This window comes from Flavobacterium sp. LS1P28, assembly GCF_003970335.1.
Classification (GTDB): domain Bacteria; phylum Bacteroidota; class Bacteroidia; order Flavobacteriales; family Flavobacteriaceae; genus Flavobacterium.
Genome location: NZ_RYDI01000010.1, coordinates 52,130 through 75,223 on the forward strand (window position 1 = coordinate 52,130; position 23,094 = coordinate 75,223).

Annotated in this window: 19 protein-coding genes and 1 riboswitch; of the genes, 8 read left to right on the forward strand and 11 right to left on the reverse strand. The window is 36.1% G+C overall.

The genetic code is table 11. From position 1 onward, the window contains the following. Positions 1 to 143 precede the first annotated feature (143 nt). The 5 genes from EKL97_RS09250 to EKL97_RS09265 form a co-directional block, all read right to left on the reverse strand. Positions 144 to 1,316: a trans-sulfuration enzyme family protein gene (locus EKL97_RS09250; RefSeq protein ID WP_126457436.1), complete on the reverse strand. Its 1,173-nt coding sequence runs from the start codon at positions 1,314 to 1,316 to the stop codon at positions 144 to 146. Between the two features lie 142 nt (positions 1,317 to 1,458). Beyond that, positions 1,459 to 1,887 (reverse strand): OsmC family protein, encoded by a 429-nt coding sequence (locus EKL97_RS09255; RefSeq protein ID WP_126568707.1) that lies wholly within the window; start codon positions 1,885 to 1,887, stop codon positions 1,459 to 1,461. Between the two features lie 193 nt (positions 1,888 to 2,080). Then, on the reverse strand, positions 2,081 to 4,495 hold the full coding sequence (thrA, locus tag EKL97_RS09260) for a bifunctional aspartate kinase/homoserine dehydrogenase I (RefSeq protein WP_126554984.1): 2,415 nt from the start codon (positions 4,493 to 4,495) through the stop codon (positions 2,081 to 2,083). Between the two features lie 18 nt (positions 4,496 to 4,513). Next, the gene (locus tag EKL97_RS15850) at positions 4,514 to 5,476 is read right to left on the reverse strand and encodes an alpha/beta fold hydrolase (protein ID WP_233588570.1); all 963 of its coding nucleotides are present in this window, start codon (positions 5,474 to 5,476) and stop codon (positions 4,514 to 4,516) included. A 78-nt stretch (positions 5,477 to 5,554) separates the two neighbouring features. Then, positions 5,555 to 5,662, reverse strand: a riboswitch (SAM riboswitch). 232 nt (positions 5,663 to 5,894) lie between these two features. Beyond that, the gene (locus EKL97_RS09265) at positions 5,895 to 6,104 is read right to left on the reverse strand and encodes a hypothetical protein (protein ID WP_126568708.1); all 210 of its coding nucleotides are present in this window, start codon (positions 6,102 to 6,104) and stop codon (positions 5,895 to 5,897) included. A 748-nt stretch (positions 6,105 to 6,852) separates the two neighbouring features. Here EKL97_RS09265 and metK point away from each other — a divergent pair. Beyond that, positions 6,853 to 8,103, forward strand: a complete 1,251-nt coding sequence (gene metK, locus EKL97_RS09270; protein WP_126568709.1) for a methionine adenosyltransferase — start codon at positions 6,853 to 6,855, stop codon at positions 8,101 to 8,103. Positions 8,104 to 8,319: 216 nt separating this feature from the next. Here the strand turns inward: metK and EKL97_RS09275 are convergent, their stop codons facing one another. Further along, positions 8,320 to 8,646 carry a hypothetical protein gene (locus tag EKL97_RS09275; RefSeq protein WP_199742829.1) on the reverse strand — a complete coding sequence of 109 codons (327 nt, stop codon included), beginning with the start codon at positions 8,644 to 8,646 and terminating at the stop codon, positions 8,320 to 8,322. Between the two features lie 114 nt (positions 8,647 to 8,760). Between EKL97_RS09275 and EKL97_RS09280 the strand changes: the two genes are divergently transcribed. After that, positions 8,761 to 9,552 carry a hypothetical protein gene (locus EKL97_RS09280; protein WP_126457444.1) on the forward strand — a complete coding sequence of 264 codons (792 nt, stop codon included), beginning with the start codon at positions 8,761 to 8,763 and terminating at the stop codon, positions 9,550 to 9,552. Beyond that, on the forward strand, positions 9,552 to 10,166 hold the full coding sequence (locus tag EKL97_RS09285) for a deoxynucleoside kinase (protein ID WP_126452993.1): 615 nt from the start codon (positions 9,552 to 9,554) through the stop codon (positions 10,164 to 10,166). Before EKL97_RS09280 ends, EKL97_RS09285 begins: the two co-directional genes overlap by 1 nt. A 111-nt stretch (positions 10,167 to 10,277) precedes the next feature. Here the strand turns inward: EKL97_RS09285 and EKL97_RS09290 are convergent, their stop codons facing one another. The 5 genes from EKL97_RS09290 to EKL97_RS09310 form a co-directional block, all read right to left on the reverse strand. Then, the gene (locus tag EKL97_RS09290; protein WP_126568710.1) at positions 10,278 to 12,737 is read right to left on the reverse strand and encodes a sodium-translocating pyrophosphatase; all 2,460 of its coding nucleotides are present in this window, start codon (positions 12,735 to 12,737) and stop codon (positions 10,278 to 10,280) included. 112 nt (positions 12,738 to 12,849) lie between these two features. After that, positions 12,850 to 13,380, reverse strand: coding sequence for an inorganic diphosphatase (locus EKL97_RS09295; protein ID WP_126452987.1), 531 nt, complete (start codon positions 13,378 to 13,380; stop codon positions 12,850 to 12,852). A gap of 107 nt (positions 13,381 to 13,487) precedes the next feature. Next, entirely contained in the window at positions 13,488 to 14,090 is a 603-nt protein-coding gene (locus EKL97_RS09300) for a DNA-3-methyladenine glycosylase family protein (protein WP_126568711.1), read from the reverse strand. 99 nt (positions 14,091 to 14,189) lie between these two features. Continuing rightward, positions 14,190 to 16,676, reverse strand: coding sequence for a DUF5686 and carboxypeptidase-like regulatory domain-containing protein (locus EKL97_RS09305; protein WP_126568712.1), 2,487 nt, complete (start codon positions 16,674 to 16,676; stop codon positions 14,190 to 14,192). A 221-nt stretch (positions 16,677 to 16,897) separates the two neighbouring features. After that, positions 16,898 to 17,878, reverse strand: a complete 981-nt coding sequence (locus EKL97_RS09310) for a pyruvate dehydrogenase complex E1 component subunit beta (RefSeq protein WP_126568713.1) — start codon at positions 17,876 to 17,878, stop codon at positions 16,898 to 16,900. Positions 17,879 to 18,188: 310 nt separating this feature from the next. On the opposite strand from EKL97_RS09310, the gene EKL97_RS09315 reads away from it, so the two are divergent. The 5 genes from EKL97_RS09315 (at position 18,189) to EKL97_RS09335 (ending at position 23,082) form a co-directional block, all read left to right on the forward strand. Then, the gene (locus EKL97_RS09315) at positions 18,189 to 18,935 is read left to right on the forward strand and encodes an electron transfer flavoprotein subunit beta/FixA family protein (RefSeq protein WP_126452978.1); all 747 of its coding nucleotides are present in this window, start codon (positions 18,189 to 18,191) and stop codon (positions 18,933 to 18,935) included. A gap of 102 nt (positions 18,936 to 19,037) precedes the next feature. Beyond that, positions 19,038 to 20,018 carry an electron transfer flavoprotein subunit alpha/FixB family protein gene (locus EKL97_RS09320; protein ID WP_126457448.1) on the forward strand — a complete coding sequence of 327 codons (981 nt, stop codon included), beginning with the start codon at positions 19,038 to 19,040 and terminating at the stop codon, positions 20,016 to 20,018. Between the two features lie 138 nt (positions 20,019 to 20,156). After that, on the forward strand, positions 20,157 to 20,786 hold the full coding sequence (locus tag EKL97_RS09325; RefSeq protein WP_126452972.1) for a bifunctional nuclease family protein: 630 nt from the start codon (positions 20,157 to 20,159) through the stop codon (positions 20,784 to 20,786). A 153-nt stretch (positions 20,787 to 20,939) separates the two neighbouring features. Further along, positions 20,940 to 22,244 (forward strand): metal-dependent hydrolase family protein, encoded by a 1,305-nt coding sequence (locus EKL97_RS09330; RefSeq protein WP_126562103.1) that lies wholly within the window; start codon positions 20,940 to 20,942, stop codon positions 22,242 to 22,244. Positions 22,245 to 22,257: 13 nt separating this feature from the next. Further along, the gene (locus EKL97_RS09335) at positions 22,258 to 23,082 is read left to right on the forward strand and encodes a thymidylate synthase (RefSeq protein ID WP_126452966.1); all 825 of its coding nucleotides are present in this window, start codon (positions 22,258 to 22,260) and stop codon (positions 23,080 to 23,082) included. Positions 23,083 to 23,094 lie beyond the last annotated feature (12 nt).

Consider the following 23,094-nt stretch of genomic DNA (forward strand, 5'->3'; position numbering starts at 1 on the left):
GCAATCACATCTTTTACGGTTTCCAATCCTACTGAAACACGAACTAAACCATCGGTAATACTCACTGCTAAACGTTCTTAAATAAACCACATTGACCACGGTTTAAACCCTGGACTATTGTATGGCTTCAATCGTCATGAACTTTACGAAAGCGCCTGCTCCAAATCAGCAATCACATCTTTTACGGTTTCCAATCCTACTGAAACACGAACTAAACCATCGGTAATACTCACTGCTAAACGTTCTTCAACAGATAATTTGCTATGTGTTGTCGATGCTGGATGCGTAACGATTGTTCTGGTATCTCCTAAATTTGGTGATAAAGAACATAATTTTATTTTATCCAAAAAGTTTCTTCCGGCTTCAAGCCCCCCTTTTATTTCAAAAGCAACAATATTTCCGCCCAACTTCATTTGCTTTTGAGCAATTTCGTATTGTGGATGCGATTTCAAAAACGGATATTTCACGCGATTCACATTCGGATGCTGCTCTAAAAACTCCGCTACTTTCATCGCATTTTCACAATGCCTGTCTAAACGAATCGCCAAAGTTTCTAAACTTTTTGATAATACCCAAGCATTAAAAGGCGATAAAGAAGGACCGGTAAGTCGAGAAAACAAATAGATTTTTTGAATCAATTCAGCATCACCAACTGTTATTCCTCCCAACACTCTACCTTGACCGTCCATTAACTTTGTAGCGGAATGCACCACTAAATGCGCACCCCATTTTATTGGTTGTTGCAGATAAGGTGTTGCAAAACAGTTATCAATTACCAAAATCAAATTATGTTTTTTAGCAATCGTTCCTAAAAGTTCTAAATCGATAATATCAACAGCAGGATTGGTAGGTGATTCCGCAAAAAGAATCTTTGTATTTGGTGTGATGAAACTTTCAATTGTTTCCGGCTTATTAATATCAAAATAGGAGGTTTCAATATTCCATTTTGGAAAATAATTGATAAATAAAGAATGTGTCGCTCCAAAAACACTACTCGAAGAAACAATATGATCTCCAGATTTCAATAAAGCTGCCAAGGTTGAATACACTGCTGCCATTCCTGAAGCAAAGGCAAAACCAGCTGCCGCACCTTCCATTATACACACTTTATCAACAAATTCGTTCGTGTTTGGGTTGCTGTAACGGCTATATATATTTCTGTCTTTCTCTTCGGCAAAAGAAGCACGCATATCTTCGGCATCCTCAAATACAAAACTAGAAGTTAAGTACAAAGGAACCGAGTGCTCTAAATATTGTGTTCTTTCTAATTGGGTACGGATGGCTGAGGTTTCAAAACCAAATTCTTGATCGTTCATTATTATTAGATTTCAAAGAGTTGTTTCACAAAGATTCGCAAAGGAATCACAGAGATTCACAAAGTTTTTCCGCATAATTTTTCTATAAAAAAAAGCTCTTTATTGTTTAAAATTAAAGTTTTAGAAGTTGACTATTTTAGCTTTACGCCAATTCAACTCCGTTCAAAACTACTTTATAGTGTATGGTTGCTGTTGGCTCTAATGTTTTAGAAACCGAACAGTATTTTTCGAAAGAAAGTTGTGCGGCTCTCGTTGCTTTTTCTTCATTAATAGGTCCTTCCAAAAAGAATACTACAGTAATATCCTTGAATGGTTTTGCTTCTCCTACTTGTACCCGTTCTCCTTCGACCTCAGCTTTGAAAGAAGTGATTTCCTGACGCTGTTTTTTTAAAATCGAAATCATATCAATCGCACTGCAACCCGCAACACCCATCAATACTAATTCCATTGGACTTGCGCCTTTATCGTCTCCGCCAAATTCTGGTCGGCTATCCACATTTACTAAGTGACCACGCTCGTTTTTTAATTCAAAGTGGAAGTTGTCGTTTACTCTGTTTAATGTTATTTTCATATTATTCCCCTCCCCAACCCTCCCCGAAGGGAAGGGAGCCAAGACTGGAGGCAGTCCCTTTTTTATTATTTATATTTATTTGGACGCAGATTTTACTTTTATATATGTTAAATCAAAAATCGTCACCCGAGAGCTTGCTCGAACTGGCGAAGCAATCTGCAATCTTTTTATTCCCCCTTCAGGGGTATGGGGGCTACCCTTTATCCGACAATCTCAAAATATCACCAAAAACACCTCTCGCCGTTACCGCAGATCCTGCACCTGCACCTTGAATTACGATTGGTCTGTCGCCATACGATTCAGTGTAAATTTCGAAGAAAGAATCAGAACCTTTTAAGCCTCCCAAAGCAGTATCCGAAGGTACGGAAACTAATTTTACTTCTAGATTACCTTTGTCATTTTGCAAATCGCCTGACAATTCGCCTATGTATCGCAGGACGTGATTGGGCTTTTGGTCGGCTTTTATTTTAGCATAAATTGGATCAAACTCGGTCAATTTATTCAAGAAATCCGAAACATCGCCTTCACGCAAATGTTCTGGAATTAAATTTTGAATATCAATTTCTTCAAACTCATTTTGCAAGTCTAATTCTCTTGCCAAAATCAATAATTTTCTACCTACGTCGTTCCCGCACAAATCTTCTCTTGGATCCGGCTCGGTATACCCATTGTCAATGGCCTCCTTCAATATTTCGCTAAACGAAGCCTCTTTTGCAGAAAAATTATTGAACAAATAACTCAATGTTCCAGAGAAAACACCTTTAATCTTCGTGATATTTTCACCCGAAAGGTGCAATAATTTAATCGTATCAATCAATGGCAATCCTGCACCCACATTAGTTTCATAAAGATAACTCTTTTGATTATCCGCCAGCACTTTTCGTAATTTTTTATAAAAACTATAGCTTAACGTATTAGCCACTTTATTAGACGAAATCAAATCAAAACTGTTTTCAGCTAATTTTATATAATTCCCAACAAATTCAGCACTTGCCGTGTTATCAATCGCAATCAAATTCTCCAAGTGATGCTCATTTGCGTAGGCAATTACATCATCTATAGTATAAGAAAAGCCATTGTTCTGGATTTCATTTTTCCAATTTGGAGTAACGCCATTTTTATTCAAAAGTACATTACTTGAATTGGCAATTGCAAAAACATTCAGTTTGATATCTTTTCTTTTCTCGATAGTTGCTGCTGATTCCAATATTTGGTTAATCAACGTTCCACCAACTAATCCATGTCCGAAAATAGCGATATTGATTTTCTTAGCTACTCCAAAAATCTCTCCGTGAATTACGTTTAAGGCTTTGTTCAATTGCGATTTTTTGACCACCAAACTCACGTTTTTACCCGTAACGGTATTATTGAAAAGAATCGGGACAATTTTATTTTTTATCAACGCCGTGTATGGCTTGTGAAAAGTACTTAAATCCTGACCAATGATAGAAATCACCGAAACATCATCCGTCACCGTGATTTTATTTACATCTTTCGAATAGAAATCATTTTCGAATTCTTTCTCTAATTCAATCATTGCTTTTGTCGCTTTATCAGTGGCAACAACTAAACCAATTCCTCTTTCTGACGAACCTTGAGAAATGATACTTACGCTAATATCATTATCGCCCATCACTCTGAAAATACGGGCATCAACACCTGTTTTTCCCAGTAATCCTCTTCCTTCCAGGTTCACTAACGAAACATTTTCAAGCACCGAAAGTGTTTTGATCCCTTCCTTGTTTGAATTGGAAGTGATTAATGTTCCTTTATTTTCATGGTTGAACGTATTCAAGATACGAAGCGGAATGTTTTTTTCCAACAAAGGAATGATCGTTTTGGCATGAAGAATCGTAGCACCAAAATTGGCTATTTCATTGGCTTCATTAAACGACAAATGGTCAATTTTCTTTGCATCAACTACTAAATCCGGATTAGCGGTATAAATTCCGTCTACATGCGTATAATTCTGTAATTCGTCCGCATTCAAATAATTCGCAATCAACGAAGCGGTGTAATTGCTACCGTTTCTTCCTAAAGTGGTCGTGTCATTATTTGTGTTTGAACCAATGAAACCTGTAACAATATTTACGGTTGTTCCGTTATTTTGTTTGAAATAATTGATGACATTTTTCTTCGAAATTTGTTCCAAAGGTTGTGCATCACCAAATTTCGAATCGGTTTTTATCAATTCCCGAGTATCTGCAAAACGGGCATTTATCCCATTTTCGACCAAAATTGCCGTCAGTAATTTTGCCGAAAGTAGTTCCCCTTTTGATAAAATTTGGTCTTTTATTTTGTTGCTGTAATCACCAATTAAGCTGACGCCTTCGAATAATTTTTCAAGAACATGGAACTCTTCGGATAAATCTACGTCTTGATATTCGTCTTGTTGGTATTTTTTGAAATCATCAAAAAGAGGTTTATAAACTCCGTTTTTAGCGGCAATACTTAAAATTTCTTCTAATTCATCCGTAGCATTTCCTCGCGCCGAAACCACAATAGCAATTTCCTCTCCTTGATTTACTTTATCAATAATAATTGCAACCACCTTATTTATTCCGTCGCCATTCGATAACGATTTTCCTCCAAATTTTAATATTTTCATTGTGTTGTGTTTTTTGGCTTAGAATATATCCTGAAGCAAATTGTGTAATTGTTTGTATTCTATCAAAAAAGCGTCGTGTCCGTGGATGGAAACTATTTCCTGATAGGTAACCCTCTTTTTATATTTTTTTAATTCCTCGTACGTTGCTTTATTTTCATTTGCCGTAAAAAACAAGTCGGAATTGATTCCAATAATATGAATCTCGGCTTCAATTTTTGAAGTTATCTCTTCGAATGATGTGTAGTTTCTGGTGATATCGATTGTTTTCAACAGTTGATTCATCATTTTATATGACGAAATTTGAAAACGTTTCTGCAATTTTTCGCCGTGATGTAGCAACCAGCTTTCTACATTAAAAATCCCCAATTCTTCATTGGTGGTTCGCTGAAATTTTGCAGCAAATGATTCCGGAGTTCTATAGCATAACATAGCATGAGTGCGAGCGTCTTCAATAGGTTTCGAAGAGTTGTTGAGAATTTGTTCCTGCAAAAAGCAATTGGCAATTAGCCAATCCGTCGATTTCCAATCCGTTGCGATAGGAATTAAATGTTGTGCGATTTTTGGTTCTAAAGCGACCATCTCCCAAGCAATTCCGCCACCTACAGAACCCCCAATAATGGCGTATAGTTTTTTAATATCCAGAACCCGAATCCCTTCAATAAAAATCCTGGCAATGTCTCTGGCAGTAAAATCTAAATAATCTTCGATCTCAAAACCATCAAAACCATTTCCGGGAACATTAAATGCGAGTATTGTATATTTTGTTGTATCTATGGTTTTGTGTGCTCCAATTAAATCATTCCACCAACCGTTTTCGCCCACAACTTGTGAATTTCCGGTTAAAGCATGGTTGACCAAAACAATTGGTGCCGTATGCAATTCTGGCCCAAAAACTTGAAAACTTACGTTTAAGGTAGCATAAAAAGCGCCACTTTTAGTGGTGAAATTTTGAAATGTAATAGAGGTTGGTTTATTTTCCAATGGCAAATCTTTTATGATTTTTGATCTGTGTTTGGAAATATTATAAAGAAAGTCAGGCGTTATCTAGACTAATTCTTAGTGTTATCTTTCCACGATGAGCGTGGTAGAATGCAGCACCTTCTTCGATAAATCGAAGGGTTGCTAAGGCTTCATCGGGTCTAATCCCTCTGCCTTTCTTTATAACATTTCAATACGTTTTTGAACTTAAAGAAGCAAATTAACCACTATTTTTTGTAACAACCAAATTTTTATGTGGATTCGTTTATTTCTTTGGGCACCATAAATACAAAAAACAATTCACACGCAATTGTTATTCTGACGAAGTAATGAGAATACTCATCCCGTTTTCTTACTTCGTCAAAACAACACTTTTAAACATCCTTTGAAAATCTCAAAACCAAAAATAAATTCGGATTTATTAAATAAAAAGCGCTTCATTCTCTTGGGAATACATTAGGAAAAGCAATGAATTAGTCACTATTTTTTGTGCCAAAACATCGTTCTTTGAGATCTCAAATCTAGGATGAATCAATCCATTCTTAGAATCGTTTTCCTTTTCTTTTTTATTTCTGAAATTAATACTTTTTAATAACCGAAATGTCTTTGTAAAATACTTTGTTGTGCTCATAATTTTTAGGTGTTAGGTGTTAATATTCATTTTTGGTCTCCTTGTATGAATTGTTGTGAGATTTGAAAAAATCAGAAAAACAAAAAACCCTTTTAGATCCATATCCAAAAGGGTTTTAAGTTATACACTTACTTTTGGAATCAACAGCCGCGAATACACATAATGGCATTGACACAAATCATGTTATTGACTGTTGCGTTATTTATTTTTTGGCTTTTTAGGTTATTCATCGAGGCTTTTTGTGACTAAAAAATCTATTCTGTTTATTACTATTCAAAAAAAAAGCTTCCCGTTATCCGGGAAGCTTTTGATATATAATTTGATTTAAATTATGCAATAAGCAACCCTCAGGAATTTTCCTGTGCGACCTTAAACATATTACAAATATTAAATTTCATTTTTACTTTATTAGAATTTCAAAATTGCAAATTATTTTTTAAATATCCAAATAAGTTTAAGAAAATAATAGCGAAACTATTTTAAATATTATTTTTTCTTAATAATTTAGAACCCGATAAATATTTATTCTCAAAAAAAACAAAAGATTAATTTGCAATTCAAAATGGTTTCATACATTTGCAACCAAATACAAGAGGAAAAATTTGAACTGATTGCAACCTCTTCATAATGAAACAAATTCATTATGAATACTGAACGTTTTTCAGTAGAAAAAATGCTAAAGCAGAAACTCTTCTTTAGTCCTTTTTAGCAATTATTTTTTCTCGCTTAATTTAAAATAATAATTATTATGGCCTATTTATTTACGTCAGAATCTGTAAGCGAAGGACATCCAGACAAAATTGCAGATCAAATTTCAGACGCATTAATTGATAATTTTTTGGCATTTGATGCTGACTCAAAAGTAGCTTGCGAAACTTTAGTAACTACAGGTCAAGTAATCTTGGCAGGTGAAGTAAAATCAAATACCTATTTAGATGTGCAACAAATCGCTCGCGATGTAATCAAGAAAATTGGTTACACAAAAAGCGCCTACATGTTTGAAGCGGATTCTTGTGGTATTCTTTCTGCTATACACGAACAATCTGCTGACATCAATCAAGGTGTTGATAGAGCAAATCCTGAAGAACAAGGTGCTGGTGATCAAGGAATGATGTTTGGTTACGCAACAAATGAAACAGAAAATTACATGCCTTTGGCACTTGATTTATCTCATAAATTATTAAAAGAATTGGCCGTTTTAAGACGTGAAAATAACGAAATCACCTATTTGCGTCCGGATGCTAAATCTCAAGTGACGTTAGAATACAGTGATGACAACAAGCCAACTCGAATTGAAGCTATTGTAATTTCGACACAGCACGATGACTTTGACGAAGAAGCTACTATGCTTGCTAAAATCAAAAAAGACATCATCGAAATTTTGATTCCAAGAATCATTGCAAAAAATCCAACGAGTGCTCATTTATTTAATGATCAAATTAAATACCACATCAATCCAACGGGAAAATTTGTAATTGGAGGACCTCACGGAGATACTGGACTAACAGGTAGAAAAATTATTGTAGACACTTACGGTGGAAAAGGTGCTCACGGTGGTGGTGCATTCTCTGGTAAAGACCCTAGTAAAGTAGACAGAAGTGCAGCTTATGCTACTCGTCACATTGCTAAAAATCTAGTTGCAGCAGGTGTTGCTGACGAAATTTTAGTACAGGTTTCCTACGCAATTGGTGTTGCTAAACCAATGGGGATTTTTATAGAAACTTATGGGACTTCAAAAGTAACCTTAACCGATGGAGAAATTGCTAAAAAAGTAGAAGCTATTTTTGACATGCGCCCGTACTTTATAGAGCAACGTTTGAAATTAAGAAATCCAATCTACAGCGAAACTGCTGCTTACGGGCACATGGGACGTACTCCAGAAACGGTTACTAAAACTTTTACTGCTCCAGGAGGATTAACAAAAACCGTGACTGTTGAATTGTTTACTTGGGAAAAATTAGATTTTGTTGACCAAGTTAAAACTGCTTTTGGATTGTAATTCAGTACAGATTTAAAATGAAAAAGGGGATTTTGTTCAGTCAAAATCCCTTTTTAATTTGGCTATAATTGTACTTTAAAATAAAGGTCACAAATCGTGGTAAAATAATCGTTTCATTCGCATTAAAGCCATTTACGCTAAAGGAGTTGTTCAATCTAGACCTTGTATTTAGTAAATTGTAGGCCTGAATTCTGTATTCAAATTTGGCGTCCTTTTTTAATAAGTTCCGCCGCCGCCACTCATTGCATTCATTATGCGCATTCCACCTCCAGCTTGACCTGTAGCCTCTAACTTTTCTTCTTCTTTATAAATTGATGTCGATTTATCAAAATTAAGAATGAATGTTTTTTCGAACATTTTCTTCATTCTTTCCTCAATCATTTTTTGCACATCAGGAGTCATATCCTTATTGCCTTCCATTCGTGTTTTGAAATCGGAGGTACTGCTTTTCGATTCATACACTGCCATTCCTTGAAATTCCTGAGCGCGAAGCCCCAAAAACGATGCAATTGTTACTATTATTGAGTAAATTACTTTATACATAACTATTGGGTTTTAATGAATAAGAGTGAAAAATACTATTTTTGTTACAAGTATTCTGTTAAAATATTAATAAAACAATCAAAATTATATACCGTTTAATTGTAATTTCGCTGTATGAAAAAAGTAATATTATTGCTGTTTATCGCTTCATTTTCAGTAATTTTTAGTCAGAACCAAAAACTAACAGCCATTAAAATCGATTCTATTCGTTTTGATGGAGATGCGTTTTTAGGTTATGATTCATTTGGTTTTTACTACACCATCCATAACAATGTTTTTTCTAAAATTGGAACACGGAATACTTTAGAATACAAAAATATTTCTTTGGGTAGAATCACAAAAATAGATTTGCATAACCCTTTGAAAATTGTTTTATTTTACGAAAATTTCAATACAGTTATCATCTTGGACAATCAATTGAATGAAACTCAGAAAATCAATTTTTCAGAAAATACAATTCCAATCGTAGCCACTGCAATTGGTATTGCTGCTCTAAATCAGTTGTGGGTTTACAACAGTATGAATCAGCAACTGGGATTATATGATTATTTGAACAAGGATTACAAAACTATTTCAGTTCCTTTTACTGAAAGTATTAAGAATTACGCTTCAGATTTCAACATCTTCTATTGGATGGACGGTAAAAACAACTGGTACACTTGCGATATTTTTGGCAGAATAGCAAACAAAGAAAAAGTTTCTGATTTTGACTCGATTGAAATTATAAATGAAAATCAGATCATCTATTCTAAAAATGGGATTTTAATTTTGCAGGATTTGGAAAAAAACCAAAAAACTGAAATTGAAATTTCAGAAAAATCCTTTAAAAAATTCTATTACAAAGACCAAATTTTATCTATTTTTACAGCTGAAGGAATTACAAATTATAAAATCATACTACCGTAATGCACATAGCAATAGCAGGAAACATAGGCTCTGGAAAGACAACTTTGACACGCTTATTAGCGAAACATTTCAAGTGGGAACCACATTATGAAGACGTAGTAGACAATCCGTACCTAGATGATTTTTACCACCAAATGGAGCGCTGGTCGTTTAATTTACAAATTTATTTCTTGAATAGTCGCTTCCGTCAGGTGATGCAAATTCGTGAAAGTGGCAAAAAAATCATTCAGGACCGAACTATTTATGAAGATGCCCATATTTTTGCTCCTAATTTATATGCAATGGGTTTGATGACCAATCGTGATTTCCAGAATTATTCGTCTCTTTTTGAATTAATGGAATCTACTGTTAAAGCCCCTGATTTATTGATCTATTTAAGGAGTTCTATTCCTAATTTAGTCGGTCAAATACACAAACGCGGCCGTGAATATGAAAACTCAATATCCATTGAGTATTTGAGTCGTTTGAACGAACGCTACGAAGGCTGGATTCAAACCTATGACAAAGGAAAATTATTAATTATTGATGTGGATAACATGAATTTTGTTGATAATCCCGAAGATTTAGGAACTATTTTTAATAGAATTGATGCTGAATTGAATGGGCTGTTTTAGAATCCTCTCCCCAACCCTCTCCGAAGGAGAGGGAGTAGAAACTGGTGATAAAATACATAAAAACAAAAAATGCCTCACAATTGTGAGGCATTTATATTTACAAGATATTGATTACTTTAAAGCATCAATTTTAGCCTGAACTTCTGCGTCAGTTCCCTCAAAACTTTGAATGTTTTCTTTTCCGTTAATATTAGTTTTAATAGTTGCTTTTACTTCTCCATCAACATTGGTTTTTTCTATCGTAACTTTTTCCGAAACCATTTCAGTTACTGCTGCGGAAGCATTTATAAATCTACACGTTTTACTGTCACATCCTTTAGCAAGACACTCTTCTTTAGATATTGAAGTACACATTTCAGAAGCAGCACAACAAGCGGCTTTATTAGCCAATGTATGATTGCCACTACCTAAAATTGGTGCAATTACCAAACCAATCAAACAGGTCAATTTAATTAAAATATTCATTGATGGTCCAGAAGTATCTTTGAACGGATCACCAACAGTATCGCCAGTAATGGCCGCTTTATGCGCATCAGAACCTTTATAGGTCATTTCTCCATTAATCAGAACTCCCGCTTCAAAAGATTTTTTAGCGTTGTCCCAAGCACCACCGGCATTGTTTTGAAAAACAGCCCAAAGCACACCCGAAACGGTAACTCCGGCCATATAACCCCCTAACATTTCGGCGATTAGCTGGTTGTTGTCTCCGTAAACTAATTTGCCAAGCAAAACAATTGCAATTGGAAAACCAATTGTCAATATTCCCGGCAACATCATTTCGCGCAATGCAGCTTTCGTCGAAATATCAACACACTTAGCATATTCCGGTTTTCCGGTTCCTTCCATAATTCCGGGAATCTCCCTGAACTGACGACGTACTTCATACACCATGTCCATTGCGGCTTTCCCGACAGAATTCATCGCTAATGCCGAGAAAACTACAGGTATCATGCCTCCCACGAATAGCATTGCTAAAACTGGTGCTTTAAAAATATTGATTCCGTCAATTCCTGTAAAAGTTACATACGCAGCAAATAGAGCTAGTGAAGTTAATGCTGCCGAAGCGATAGCAAATCCTTTTCCCGTTGCTGCTGTTGTATTTCCTACGGCATCTAAAATGTCGGTTCTTGTGCGTACTTCTTTAGGCAATTCGCTCATTTCAGCAATTCCACCGGCGTTATCCGATATGGGTCCAAAAGCATCGATTGCCAATTGCATGGCCGTTGTTGCCATCATCGCTGAAGCAGCTAAAGCCACACCATAAAATCCTGCTAATGCGTAGGAAGTCCAAATTGCAGCTGCAAATAATAAAACCGTTGGAAACGTAGAAATCATTCCGGTTGCCAATCCTGCAATTACGTTTGTTCCTGCTCCAGTTGAAGATTTTTGAACAATTGCCATAACAGGTTTTGTACCCAATCCTGTATAATACTCAGTTACTGACGAAATGAGTCCACCTACTGCCAAACCTACAATTGTAGCATAAAAAACACGCATGGATGAAATTTCTTTAGTTCCTTCACCAAAAAAATCCATTTTCATGGTTTCTGGCAACATGTATTGCACTAAAAAATAGCAGGCAATAAGGGTTAATCCTATTGAAAGCCAGTTTCCCCTATTTAAAGCGCTTTGCACTTGCGCTTCTTTTGCATTATCATCTGTAATTTTTACCACCATTGTTCCGATAATCGAAAATAAAATACCAAAACCAGCGATTGCCATTGGCAATAAGATAGGTCCTATTCCTCCAAAAGCATCTTGAATAGTTCCGCCCATGTCTTTGATTACATAATTTCCTAAAACCATGGCCGCTAAAACGGTTGCGACATAAGAACCAAATAAATCAGCTCCCATTCCGGCAACATCGCCTACATTATCCCCTACATTGTCCGCAATTGTAGCCGGATTACGGGGATCATCTTCCGGAATTCCAGCTTCTATTTTCCCCACCAAATCAGCTCCAACATCGGCCGCTTTAGTGTATATTCCTCCACCAACTCTAGCGAACAAGGCTATTGATTCTGCTCCCAGAGAAAATCCCGCTAGTGTTTCTAAAACAATGGTCATATCTTCCGTAGAAGTCCAAACGCCATTCATAAAAAAGTGAAAAAAGAAAATAAAGAAAGTGGTCAATCCTAAAACAGCCAATCCCGCAACCCCTAATCCCATTACGGTTCCGCCGCCAAAAGAAACTTTTAGAGCTTGAGGTAAACTGGTACGGGCGGCTTGTGTGGTTCTAACATTGGTTTTTGTTGCAATTTTCATTCCCATGTTCCCAGCTAAAGCCGAGAAAAAAGCACCAAAAACAAAAGCAACTACTATTAATATGTGTGTAGTAGGAACGAAAAAAGAAATTCCGGCTAAAACTATGCTAGCTCCAATGACAAAAAACGTCAACAACCTATATTCTGCTTTCAAGAAAGCCAAGGCTCCTTCGTAAATGTAATCCGAAATCTCTTTCATCTTACCATCACCCGGATCCTGTTTTAATACCCATTTTCTTTTAGCAAACATAAATGCCAGTCCAATAAATGCCATCGCAATAGGCAAATAAATCATAATTGTATTCATAATTTCGGTTTGGTTTTTGGTTAAAATTAATAGTGTAACAAAACGAATTTAAACAAAAAAAGCAACACTCTTAACAGAATGTTGCTTTTTTTGTAAAAATTATGACGTAAAATTATTTAATACTAAACAATCCCTCTGGTTTATTCTCAATTTGATTAAATCGCTCCGTACACTCTGCGATAATTGCATAGGCTTCATTTACATCTCCCCAGCCGCCTACATCTACTTTCTTGTTTTCAAGATCTTTGTACACTTGAAAAAAGTGTTCAATTTCTTTTAATAAATGTGGATTCATGTCTGACAGATCATTCAATGAATTCCAGATTGGATCTGAAACCGGTACACAGATAACTTTTTCATCCGGTCCTTTATCATCCGCCATGTGGAAAACACCAATGGGTTTTACTTCCATAACACAACCGGGAAAAGTAGGTTCGTTTACCAAAACCAATACATCTAATGGATCGCCGTCTAAGGCTAATGTTTCCGGAATAAATCCGTAATCCGCAGGATACATCATTGACGAGAATAACATTCTGTCAAAACGCATTCTTTTTATTTCGAAATCATATTCGTATTTATTTCTACTTCCTCTTGGTATTTCGATTAAGACATCGAAAGTTGTTAATTTGTCTGCAGTCATTTTAGTTTTTCTTTTCTATATTTTATGGTTGCAAAAATAAGTAAAGAATCCCTTTCAACAATGAAAAATCTATGTTATCTGTTGATTAAATTTTAAGAAACAGCACTTTAGTAAAAAACGGTTCTATTTCTTTTCTTTAAATAATGATGCCATAAAAGATAGGTTGCAAAAGAGCGATACGGACTCCATTTCAACGTATGAACTTGCATCTCATTTTTGTCGTGAATATCCAGTAATTCCTTGATTGTGTGTACAACTGCAATATCGCCTAATGGCAATAAATCAGGCTCTTGCAGACAAAACATTAAATAAATATCGATGGTCCAGTTTCCTATCCCTTTGATTTTGATGAGTTCTTCGCGCACTTGCAGAGCCGTTTTGGCTGGCAAACTTTCTAAATCAAGTTCTTTATTTATTAAGGCTGTCGCCAAAGCTTTGATATAAGACGTTTTTTGACGGCTTACGCCAAGATTCCTAAACTCAGCATCCGATATGAGAACAAGAATTTCCGGTGTTACCGTTTTTAGAGTAGTTTTTATTTTCAAAAAAGTAGCTTTAGCGGACTCTATCGATACTTGTTGCTCTAAAATCAACAATACCAGAGTCTCAAAACCTTGCGGTCTTTTGGGAATAACAGGCATTCCGTATTGTTCAATGATTGCTTTGAAAATAGCATCTTTTTCTAAAAGGTAGTCGATGGCTTCTTGCATAATCTGATGTTTTTTTAGCCCGGATGGAAACGGCATCCTTTTTATAAGGCGATTTTTATTCGCCTTATAAAAAGATATAGTGTACAGCCGGAATAGCTCCTAAAAACTGAACCCAAACGACCCTTTAACAGTAAAACGATTCGTTTCCGGCACGTTGAGATAATTGCCTCGCCAGGCGAAATCAATACGGAATACTTTGAAGATATTTCCAATACCAGCACTGTATTCCCAATAGCCTTTTTCAGGTGCATTGTAAACTAATCCAGATGCGTTAATGGCTCTATTTTCATCTGAAATACTTCCATAAACGCCTTTTATGGAAATTAATTCTCTCCAATTGAGTTTGCGCATGAACGGTATTCTGGAAAAAAGACGCCCGTTGAAATTGTGATTCCACTGTAAAGTAGCATATTGATCCGATACAAATTCATAGAAATTAAGATTACTGAAGGTGTTTTCAATCGTGAAAAAAGTTTGATTTCCCGGAATCACATTTATCAATCCTAACGGAACTGTTCCAAAAGTTTTTCCTACTTCCATAATAATATTGGTTCGCCCCAATGGACCAATAACTATAGGCTGTTTGTAATATAATTGTACTTTGTCATATTTGAAATTACTGTTCAAAAGCCCTTTGAATCCATGGCTGTAATTAATAAAAAAACGACTAAAAGGACTGTCAACATTGCTTCTTTCAACCCCAAAACCAATCGTTTTTCGCTTTGGAGAATACTCGATCTGAATGTTCGCTTCGGATTGTTTTACATCACTTTTAGTAGCTAAATTGGCTATGTTGGTATAATAATCCAGGCTAAAAGTAGGCGATGCAGACTCCAGCGTACGATACGAAATCCCAGCCTGAAAAGTCAAGTTTTTTACTGGCTCCATTTCTATGGCAACATTAGTCAAATTGATGTTGGTTAACTTCCCGTTACTGCCAGATGAGAATACGGACGACGAAGCAAAACTTCGGCCTAAAACATCATTTGTAGTAGTTAAACTGGCTCCTATTTGTTCAATGTCTCGCCTATTTCCACCGGATAAAATGATCCTATTTTTCTTGTCGACCATCCATTTTCCGGAAAGTCCGTATTTAAATTTATCATCATCAAACCCATACGCAGTATACGCCTGAATGCGCCAAGGATCGTTAGGACCAAAATAGGTTCTTCCTCCTACTCGCAACCGTACACCCTCTACTTCATTGTATCCAAATGTAGAAAAAACAGGTCCATAATCAAAGTTATTAAACTCCACATAACCACTTCCTAGTATGGATACTAAGCTGTACAATTGTTTGAATTTATTTACGGTTTGCAGGGTATCAAGCATTTTATAAACGCCCAATTCATCCTTGCTTAAGTTTTCAAAACGGTTTTCATTCCAATATTCCTCAGATTTATTGTAGACTTCGTCATCCATATAATTGACTTCGGCTTTATAAAAAGCAACAGGCAATTCTGTATTGAACTGATGGTTCCGGTAAAAACTAGTTCTTTTTCCATAAACACCTTTCGAATTTTCTTTTTTGTTCAAAGCAAAGTCAGACATCAAATAATCCTTGGTCAACAAGAAAACCGAGTCACTGACTACTTCAAATTCCTGCTCTAAGTAAATATCTTTTACCCAGTTGATATTGGCACTTTTGGTCACTGCCATATTGATTTTCTTGATGGCAAATGTGGAATCATTCACCCAAAAATCTCCTTTGAAAGTCAATTCGTTTTTTCGTCTTGGATAAAAAACAATATTATAGCACCATTTATCATCAATATACGAACTGTCTTTCAGTACATAATTGTAGACATCAATCCCTGTTTTAGACAGCGGACTGGTAAAGCTTTTGTCAAAAAAAGTCAAGTAATTATTGTAGATATTATAATCTGAATACAAGTCTTTTACAAAAGATAAAATCTGTTGATTCCCATCAAATCCGGACGTTTTATTGGCTTTTATTTTTTCTTTTACCTTCTTTAATTTGTTGTCTCCATAAACATCATGGAGTGATTCATTTATAAAAATAGGCAAATAGGTTTTCCCGGTTACTCGGGACGTATCCATTTGATCGAATATAAATTCCATCCCTTTAAAAAGTTTGCTTTTCATAAAAGCACTGTCAATAGAATTCATATCAAATTCTATTTTCTCGTACTTTTCCATCTGGTATTGGTCAAACTGATACAACCCGTTTTTACGTTTTCTTTCCCAGATTTTCCTCAGAATATCGAGCGCAGGATTGTCCTTTTTTGATGTTTTTCCGGCAAAAACCACTACTTCGTTTAAGCTTTCGGCTTCATTCAACTGAATTTTGAAATTATAATTTACCGGTTTATCTAAGTAAATTTCTTTTTCAGAAAACCCAACGGAGGATATGAGTAAAGTAGTATATGTTTTTTTGGATTCCAGGTAAAACTTACCGTCCTCATTAGTCACAATTCCTTCACTGGAACCTTTGAAAACCACATTAGCAAATGGAATGGGCAGGTTGGATTTATCAACCACAACACCACTCACTTTTGTTTGCGCAAAACTAGTAGTTGCTGAGACCAACAACAAAAGCAGAAACAATAAGAGATTCTTTTTCATATGTAGATAATATTTGTTTTTGTAGGAATATGGTATCGCCAGATCTTAATTGGTGTTTGAGACAGCTTCTGTCATGGCGATTTCATAGTCATTCAAAAAAAAACTTCATCAAATTAAAGAATTGATGAAGTTTCAAATATAGTTAATTAAGACCGCAGGATTAATTGATTATTAAAAAACGGGTTATTAGCCCTTATTCCAAATCAAACGATTCCAACTGACTATTTTTTATACAGTACTTTTTTAACCGCTTTTACTACATCACCAGCATTAGGCAACCATTCTTTCAATAAAACCGGAGAGTACGGCGCTGGCGTATCTGCAGTCGTAATACGTTGAATAGGCGCATCCAAGAAATCAAAAGCACGTTCTTGAACAATATAGGTAATTTCAGAAGCCACACTTGCAAAAGGCCATGCTTCCTCAAGAACTACTAATCTATTTGTTTTTTTAACCGATGTTAAAATCGTCTCATAATCCATAGGACGTACAGTTCGCAAATCGATAATTTCACAAGAAATTCCTTCTTTGGCTAATTCGTCAGCGGCAATATGCGCCTCTTTGATAATTTTTCCAAAAGAAACAATTGTCACATCCGTACCTTCACGCTTGATATCAGCAACTCCTAACGGAATTACATATTCGCCATCTGGAACTTCACCTTTATCCCCATACATTTGTTCAGATTCCATGAAAATCACAGGATCGTTATCACGAATAGCCGCTTTCAACAAACCTTTGGCATCATAAACCGTAGAAGGAACTACCACTTTAAGACCCGGAGTATTCGCAAACCAGTTTTCTAACGCTTGTGAGTGCGTTGCTCCTAATTGTCCTGCCGAAGCTGTTGGACCACGAAAAACGATTGGCACATTAAATTGTCCACCCGTCATCTGACGCATTTTGGCAGCATTATTTATGATTTGGTCAATACCTACTAAACAAAAATTGAACGTCATGTATTCCACAATCGGTCTGCATCCATTCATGGCTGATCCTACTGCAATACCAGTAAAACCAAGCTCTGCAATTGGAGTATCAATGACTCTTTTCTCACCAAATTCAACTAGCATACCTTTAGATGCTTTGTAAGCACCATTATATTCTGCAACTTCTTCACCCATTAAGTATATGGACTCATCGTGACGCATTTCTTCACTCATCGCTTCGCAAATGGCCTCTCTAAATTGTATCGTTCTCATATTTTTTTATATTTTGTCCTCCTGAGCGCAGTCGAAGGATAATTTTCGAAAAGCAAAAATAAATATTTAATATCATTTAAAAGCATAAATTACTCTAAATTAATTCAGGATTTATAGCGATAATTTTCAGGAGCTATTTCCGGCTCTCCGCTGTATCTTCCTGTGGCTAAAGGAGCCACAAGAAGGATGCCGCTGCTATCCGGGCTACGAAAACGTAGTAGTTAAGTAAAATATTATGCGTGCATAGTATATTATTCAAATTAATATTTTAAATTTGTAAAAGAAATTACGAATAATAAAAAATATAAGTATGAAAATATTAGTTTGCATCAGTCACGTTCCTGATACTACTTCAAAAATTAACTTTGTCAACGGCGATTCAGAATTTGACACCAATGGAGTTCAATATGTAATCAATCCAAATGACGAATTTGGTTTGACACGCGCTATTTGGTTCCAAGAACAACAAGGCGCAACCGTTACGGTTGTGAATGTTGGAGGACCAGAAACCGAACCTACTTTAAGAAAAGCGCTGGCAATAGGTGCCAATGAAGCCATTCGCGTCAACGCTACTCCTACTGACGGATTTTTCGTAGCCAAACAACTTGCTGAAGTAATTAAAAACGGAAGTTACGATGTAATCATTGCCGGAAAAGAGTCTTTAGACTATAATGGCGGAATGGTTCCTGGAATGATAGCCGGGATTTTAGGATACAACTTCCTTAATTCTTGTACAAGTCTTACTGTTGATGGAACTAATGTAAAAGCAGTTCGTGAAATTGATGGTGGAAAAGAAACCGTTGCTACAACTTTACCATTAATCATTGGAGGACAAAAAGGATTGGTGGAAGAAAAAGATTTGCGTATTCCAAACATGAGAGGAATCATGACTGCAAGAACAAAAGCATTAACAATACTGGAGCCTGTTGACGCTGCTGTGAATACAAAAGCAGTAAAATTTGAAAAACCAGCTCCTAAATCAGCCGTAAAATTGATTGCTGCTGACAATTTAGATGAATTAATCAATTTATTACACAACGAAGCAAAAGTAATCTAACTGTCATAAAGCGGAATGTCAAAAGTCAAATGAATAGAAATTTACACTAATTTCCCTTTTCGACTTTAGACTTTTAAACTTTAAGACTAAAATAAAAAAATCATGTCAATATTAATATACGCGGAATACGCTCCCGACGCTTCGGGAGGAAAATTTAAAAAAGTAGCATTCGAATTGGCTTCCTATGCAAAAAAAGTAGCCGAAAGTCTAGGAACCACTGTTACGGCTGTAACCGTAAATGCTGGGGATGTTTCGGAATTATCAAAATACGGAGTAGACAAAGTATTAAAAGTAACCAACGATAAATTATCCGGGTTTACTGCAAAAGCATACGCTGATGTGATCAAACAAGCCGCCCAAAAAGAAAACGTAAAGTTAGTTTTACTTTCATCCACTACAGACAGTATTTATCTTTCCTCACTTGTTGCAGTAGCTTTAGAAGCCGGCTATGCGTCAAATGTGGTTGGATTACCAGTTTCAACGTCGCCTTTTCAAGTAAAAAGAAATGCTTTTTCAAACAAAGCGTTCAATATCACTGAAATTGCCACAGACGTAAAAGTACTTGGGCTTGCCAAAAACTCGTATGGGGTTTTTGAAACACCTTCAACATTAACCGAGGAAGATTTTAACCCAAATATTGGAGAAGCTGATTTTGGTGTAAAAGTAGAATCAGTTGAAAAAGTTTCTGGAAAAGTTTCAATCGCTGATGCGGATATTGTAGTGTCGGCTGGACGTGGATTGAAAGGTCCGGAAAACTGGGGAATGGTAGAGGAGTTAGCAACTGTTCTTGGCGCTGCAACTGCTTGTTCAAAACCAGTTTCTGATTTAGGATGGAGACCTCACGGAGAACACGTTGGGCAAACAGGAAAACCGGTAGCTACAAACCTTTATATTGCAATTGGAATTTCAGGAGCGATTCAACACATTGCGGGAATCAACTCTTCTAAAGTAAAAGTGGTCATCAACAGTGATCCCGAAGCGCCTTTTTTCAAAGTAGCGGATTACGGAATTGTAGGTGACGCGTTTGAAATCGTACCACAATTAATTGAAAAATTTAAAGCTTTCAAAGCTCACAATTCATAAATTATAGCATCCCATTAATTTAAATGCTACTTAAAAACAAGATATTTGTATCTTTGCTTTTAAGTAGCATTTCTTTTTTATAATTGCTGCTTAATTTTTATTAAAAAAAGTACCTCGTACTTTCCCATTACATCAATTATGAGCTTAGTTAAACTATCTATAAAAGGAATTTCATACAGTCAAACTCAAAACGGAGCCTACGCATTAATCTTGAATGAGGTTGACGGAGAACGAAAATTACCCATTGTCATTGGTGCTTTTGAAGCCCAATCCATCGCTATAGCATTGGAAAAAGAAATAAAACCACCACGTCCTCTGACCCATGATTTGTTCAAAAACTTCGCAGAACGATTTGACATTGTAGTCAAACAAGTCATTATTCACAAACTTGTGGACGGTGTTTTTTATTCGAGTATCATTTGCGAAAGGGATAAAATTGAAGAAATTATTGATGCCCGAACTTCAGATGCCATTGCGTTAGCATTGCGTTTTAACGCACCTATATTCACTTACAAAAACATTCTGGACAAAGCCGGAATTTATTTAAAATCAAATCCTTTAGATCCTAATAAAGACTCGCAGGAAATTGACGATGTACTTTCTAATCCGGACACTTTTGGTCGTGAAGAAGAAAGCAATCAATCCGGAGAAACCTATTCTAAACACAGTCTACCGGAATTAAATGAATTGTTAGATCAAGCCGTGTCGCACGAAGATTATGAGAAAGCCGCAAAAATTAGAGATGAAATCTCAAAGAGAGAACTGTAATTGTACCCATTTTTACTTTCCGTAGGATTGAAATAAAATCAGATTGTTACTAAATTTCAAAGGATTGAATCGCTTGTTTTTGAATAAATACACTTAAATTCACCAAAAACACTTAGTACCATGTTTCTTTTATAAAATTGATAAAAATAAGCTATGAAAAAAAACCACTTTCTACTTCTCGCAACATTATTTATTTGTTCAGCTGCCTCATCCCAAGACTATTATCTGCATTGTGGAAAAATTTTAAATACACTATCAGGTAAAGAATTAACAAACCAAACGATCCTTGTTTCTAAAAACAAAATTACAAAAGTACAAGAGGGTTTTATCGCTAAAGTCAAGCCTGAAGACATTGAGATCAACCTGAAAAACAAATATGTTTTACCGGGTCTTATTGACTTACATGTTCACATAGAAGGCGAACATGACACTAAGAGCTACATGTCAAAATATATAGACAACGAAGCTGATGTTGCATTTCAAGCCGTTCGATGTGCCGAAATCACTCTTCTAGCCGGATTCACTACGGTGAGGGATTTAGGTGGAACCGGAGTAAATATCTCCATAAGAAATGCCATCAATAAAGGAATCGTAAAAGGTCCCCGAATTTTTACTGCCGGAAAATCAATTGCTACAACAGGCGGTCATGCAGATCCTACTAACGGAAGCAACCGAAAACTGGTAGGCGATCCAGGTCCACATGAAGGCGTAATCAATTCTCCAGAAGAAGGAGTAAAAGCAGTGAGAGAGCGTTATAAAGAAGGAGCTGATGTTATTAAAATTACAGCTACAGGTGGTGTTTTGAGCGTGGCAAAAAGCGGTAAAAATCCGCAGTTCTCTCTAGAGGAAATTAAAGCCATCACCACAACAGCCAAAGATTACAACATGCTCACCGCTGCCCATGCCCATGGCGACGAAGGAATGCAAAGAGCCATATTGGGCGGTATAAAAACCATTGAGCACGGCACCTTTATGAGTGAAGAGACAATGGAATTAATGAAAAAATACGATGCTTATTTAGTTCCTACCTTAACGGCTGGAAAAGAAGTAGAAAAAAATGCAGAAATTACTGGTTTTTATCCTGACATAGTAGTTCCAAAGGCCAGAGAAGTTGGCCCACAACTGAAAGCTACTTTTGCCAAGGCGTATAAAAAAGGAGTCCAAATTGCTTTTGGAACTGATGCCGGCGTTTTTGCTCATGGTACAAATGCAAAAGAATTTGGGTATATGGTTGAAGCCGGAATGCCTGCATTAGCCGCGATACAATCAGCAACGATTACGAATGCTATGTTATTAGGGCTTGAAAATGAAGCAGGTCAAATCAAAGAAAACTTTTTGGCAGACATCATTGCAGTGGATGAAAATCCTTTGAATGCGATCAAAACTCTGGAAAAGGTCGTATTTGTAATGAAGGACGGAAAAGTATATAAAAACGAACAACCGCTTACCGCACAATAGAATCATATAGACAATGAAGCAATATTTAGATTTAGTACAACACGTAATGGAAAACGGTTGTCAAAAAGGAGATCGTACGGGAACCGGGACAAAAAGTGTCTTTGGTTACCAAATGCGTTTTGACTTAAATGAAGGTTTCCCGATGGTAACTACTAAAAAACTACACCTAAAATCCATTATCTACGAATTGCTTTGGTTCTTAAAAGGAGACACAAATATTAAGTATCTTCAAGAAAACGGCGTTAAAATTTGGGATGCTTGGGCTGATGCCAATGGAAATTTAGGGCCTGTTTACGGCCACCAATGGCGCAATTGGAATAGTGAAGAAATTGATCAAATATCGGAATTAATTAAAGAGTTAAAAACGAATCCTAACAGCCGCAGAATGCTGGTTTCAGCATGGAATCCATCGGTTCTGCCTGACACGACAAAATCATTTGACGAAAATGTAAGTAACAATAAAGTTGCCTTGCCGCCTTGTCATGCGTTCTTTCAGTTTTATGTTTCTGGGGGTAAGCTATCTTGTCAGTTGTACCAGCGAAGCGCTGATATTTTTTTAGGAGTTCCTTTTAATATCGCTTCGTATGCGTTACTCACCATGATGATTGCGCAGGTTTGTGATCTAGAACCTGGTGAATTCATTCACACTTTTGGCGATGCACATATCTATAACAACCATTTTGAACAACTGGAATTGCAATTGACCCGTGAGCCAAAACCATTACCAAAAATGATTTTAAATCCCAATATAAAAGACATCTTTGCGTTTGGTTTTGAAGATTTTACCCTTGAAGGCTATGAACCTCATGCCACGATAAAAGGAAGTGTTGCGGTATAAAATAATAAAAAA